Source organism: Streptomyces sp. SM1, assembly GCF_002910825.1.
GTDB lineage: Bacteria > Actinomycetota > Actinomycetes > Streptomycetales > Streptomycetaceae > Streptomyces > Streptomyces okerensis.
In genome coordinates this window covers 1-3,719 of sequence record NZ_NEUB01000233.1, presented here as the reverse complement: position 1 = coordinate 3,719, position 3,719 = coordinate 1, and the positions used below count along the sequence as shown (strand labels likewise).

4 protein-coding genes and 1 pseudogene are annotated in these 3,719 nt (G+C 70.3%); 3 read left to right on the top strand and 2 right to left on the bottom strand.

Features of this window, described 5'->3' with window-relative positions:
• Nucleotides 1–218, top strand: a pseudogene (locus B9S61_RS05480) (hypothetical protein); the annotation flags it as partial.
• Nucleotides 219–279: 61 nt separating this feature from the next.
• Here B9S61_RS05480 and B9S61_RS05475 read toward each other — a convergent pair.
• Together B9S61_RS05475 and B9S61_RS05470 are read right to left on the bottom strand one after the other, a co-directional pair.
• Nucleotides 280–660, bottom strand: coding sequence for a helix-turn-helix transcriptional regulator (locus B9S61_RS05475; RefSeq protein WP_103541174.1), 381 nt, complete (start codon nucleotides 658–660; stop codon nucleotides 280–282).
• Between the two features lie 203 nt (nucleotides 661–863).
• Nucleotides 864–1,238, bottom strand: a complete 375-nt coding sequence (locus B9S61_RS05470; RefSeq protein ID WP_103541173.1) for a hypothetical protein — start codon at nucleotides 1,236–1,238, stop codon at nucleotides 864–866.
• 337 nt (nucleotides 1,239–1,575) lie between these two features.
• Here B9S61_RS05470 and B9S61_RS05465 point away from each other — a divergent pair, with 337 nt between their 5' ends.
• Both B9S61_RS05465 and B9S61_RS05460 read left to right on the top strand, forming a co-directional pair.
• Nucleotides 1,576–3,435 (top strand): ABC transporter ATP-binding protein, encoded by a 1,860-nt coding sequence (locus B9S61_RS05465; protein WP_103541172.1) that lies wholly within the window; start codon nucleotides 1,576–1,578, stop codon nucleotides 3,433–3,435.
• Nucleotides 3,436–3,524: 89 nt separating this feature from the next.
• Nucleotides 3,525–3,719, top strand: a 195-nt coding sequence (locus B9S61_RS05460) for a MerR family transcriptional regulator (RefSeq protein ID WP_146064720.1), incomplete at its 3' end; no start/stop codon positions are given.

The window sequence follows — 3,719 nt, the reverse complement described above, 5'->3', positions numbered from 1 at the left end:
CCCGCCCCCTCCTCCTCGCCGCCGACCTCCCCGCCTTCCGCCCCTGGCGCAACCGCCTCACCCACCCCCGCGGCCAGGTCCAGCTCCGCCTCGGCCGTGACCACCTCTGGTACGCCTACGAGTCCGAACCGGGCCACGAGGACTGGTGGCCCCGCGGCACCCCCGATCCGGACCCCGTGGGAGCCCTGACCGGCCTGGACACACCAGCCGACCTGTGAAGCACCTCCGGGACGGCGGCAGCCCCGGCTCCGGCACGGGCTGCCGCCGCCGACGGTGAGTTCAGCCCTGTCTGCTCTTGGGCACCGACGGTACTGACGGCGACGGCACCGGTGCGTCGGACTGCCGTAGTTCGGCCAGGAGTTCGCTCTGCCCGGCCAGCAGCTCGGTGAGGATCCGCCGTGCCGCACGCAGCAGTTCGGCGACGTCACCTCCGGCGAGGGCGTAGCTGACGGTGGAGCCCTCCCGGACCGAGACGACTATGCCGGACCTCCTGAGCACGGCCAGCTGCTGCGAGAGGCTGGAGGGTTCGATGTCGATGTCGGCGAGCAGGTCCCGCACCGGCACCGGCCCGTGCTGCAGCAGCTCCAGGACCCTGATGCGCACAGGGTGTCCCAGCATGCGGAAGAACTCCGCCTTGGCCTGGTAGAGGGGGACTTGCATCGGTGCGCGCTCCCTGCCGCGTCGGGGATGTTCTCCAAGGCGCGGCGGCGCCCCGAAGACGCGCCGCCGCACGATGTGCCGTCCTTCGCTGCCGATCCTTCTCGCTCGCCGCGCCGCACATGCATGGCTTGGGACCATGTTGATGTGGTGACTTGAAGAAGTCTTCACATCATGGGCGTGCGTCGGCCAGGAATCCGGATCGTTCACACCTCCAACTGTTCTTCGATCCGCTTGAGCTGGTGGCGGGCCATCGCCAGGTTCGACCGGGACTTGTCGAGGACGAGGTACAGGAACAGGCCGTTGCCGCTGCGGCCGGTGACCAGCCGGATGAGGTGGTACTGGTACTCGAGGGTGATGAGGATGTCCTCGATCTGACCCGTCAGGCCCAGCAGTTCCATCGTGCGCACCTTGGCGCGGATCACGTCCGTGTTGCCGGCGGCCGCGACGGTGAGGTCCAGGTCCTTCCCTCCGCCCAGGGTTCCCAGCGCCATGCCGCTGGAGTAGTCGACGACGGCAGCCCCCAGGGCCCCTTCGATGGCGGTCATGATGTCCTTCAGCGACACTTCCACGGTTGCCATGGACGTCTCCCTCTTCAGTCGATTCGTCAGGTGCGCCGGCCCGGACGCGGCATCACCCGCGTCGTCCTGGTCGCGGTGGCACCGTAGGCAGGCGGTCGAGGTCCGAGGGCGCGGGTTGCCAGGGATGACCGCCGATGATCGGACGTATATGCCGGATCGTCGCTGTGTGACCGCGACCGGTTCGGAAAGTCGCCGAATTGTTCCCTGGAGCCGCGCATGCGTTCGGGTTGCGAACGCGAATGCGGAGGTGTCCGGTTCTCGCCGGTCCGCGGTAAACGCCTGGACCGGCAAATGCCGCAGACGGGAGACTTCCGACCTCCGAACCTCCGGGAGTGTGATGGGAACGACAGACACACGTGGGCCGGCGCCGGGCAGGAGCGCGGTCGTCCTGGCGCTGCACCGTTACGGCCGGGAACTGCTGCGCCTGCGCGCCCTGGCGCTGCCCGCGCTGCTCCTGCCGGCCGTGGGCAACATCGGCATCCGCTACGTGGCCCCTCTGCTGATCGCCGAACTGGCGGGCCAGGCCGCCGACGAGGAGGGCCTCACCCTCGGTTCGGCGCTGCCGTACGTGCTGGCCTTCGGTGCCGTGCTGCTGCTCGCCGAGACCGTGTGGCGGATCGGGCAGCACTGCCTGAACCGCGTGGACGCCCTCGGCGCGGAGCACCTGTACGTCAGCGGCATGGACGAACTCCTCGCCAAGGACGCGGCGTTCTTCCACGACAACTTCGCCGGCTCCCTGACCAAACGGGTACTCGGCTTCGGCAGGCGCTTCGAGGACTTCGTCGACACGCTGACGTACCGGATCGTGGGCAGCCTCGTCCCGCTGCTGTTCGGCGCCGTGGTGCTGTGGAGCTACGAACCGATGCTCGTCGCGGGCCTCCTCGTGATGATCGCGCTGACCGTGGTGGCCGCGACTCCGCTGATCCGCCGCCGGCAGCGGCTCGTCAACGACCGGGAGGCCGCGATCGCCCGGGTCTCCGGGCACGTCGCCGACAGCCTCACGAACATGGAGACCATCCGGGCCTTCGCGGCCGAGCGGCGGGAGGCGGACGAACACCGCGGCCGGGTGGCGGAGTCCCGGCGCCTGACGCTGAGGTCGTGGGACTACGGCAACCTGCGCGTCGACGTCCTGATCGCCCCGATGTCCGTGCTGACCAACGTGCTGGGCCTGCTGGTCGCCGTCGCCTTCGGCGGCCCGGGCCAGGGGGTGGAGGAGATCGTCGTCGCCTTCACCTACTACTCCAACGCCACCCAGATCATGTTCGAGTTCAACCAGATCTACCGGCGTCTGGAGAGCTCGATGACCGAGGCCGCGCAGTTCACGGAGCTGCTGCTGGATCCGCCCACCGTGACCGACCCGGCAGAACCCGAACCGCTCGCACCACGGGACACCGGCGTCCGCTTCGAAGCGGTGACCTTCGCCCACCAGGGTGCGAAGCCGATCTTCCGGGGCCTCGGCCTGGACGTGCCCGCGGGCGCCCGGATCGGCCTGGTCGGCAGGTCCGGCGGCGGCAAGACCACACTCACCCGGCTCCTGCTGCGGATGTCCGACATCGACGCGGGACGCGTCCTGATCGGCGGTCAGGACATCAGCCGGCTGCGCCAGAGGGACCTGCGCTCACTGATCGCCTACGTCCCGCAGGAACCCGCCATGTTCCACCGCAGCCTCCGGGACAACATCGCCTTCGCCCGTCCCGGCGCGACCGACGCGGAGATCCACGCGGCGGCCGAGGCCGCGCACGTCACGGAGTTCGCCGGCCAACTCCCCGACGGCTTCGCCACACTGGTGGGGGAACGGGGAGTCAAACTGTCGGGCGGCCAGCGCCAGCGAGTCGCGCTCGCCAGGGCCATCCTGCGCGACGCCCCGATCCTGCTCCTCGACGAGGCGACCAGCGCCCTGGACTCGGAGAGCGAACTCCTCGTCCAGGACGCCCTGTGGCGGTTGATGGAGGGACGCACGGCCCTCGTGGTCGCCCACCGGCTGAGCACTGTGGCCGGCATGGACCGTCTCGTCGTCCTCGACCGCGGACGGGTCGTCGAGCAGGGCAGCCACGGGGAACTGCTCGCGGCGGAGGGTGCCTACGCCAAGCTGTGGCAGCACCAGTCGGGCGGCTTCCTCGGCGAGACCGCCGAAGGGACCGAACCGCTCACGGAACACCCCGTACCGCACGTGCGTACGAGCACCGGCCCCGCGTGAGGTAGGGAGCGGTGAACGCCGGGCACCCGTGCCGGACGCACGAACGACGCAGAATGACCTGCGTCGTTCGTGCGTCGTACCGTGGGGTCATGGGTGAGCTGACGGAAAGCGGCGGACACCAGGACGGCGAGGGCGTCCCGGCCGGCGGCGGGCTGACCACCGGCGAGGTGGCGAGGCGCCTGGGGGTGGCTCCCACCACGGTCCGTACCTGGGACCACCGCTACGGGCTCGGCCCCGACCGGCACACCGGTGGCCGGCACCGGCGCTGGACCGCGGCGGACGTG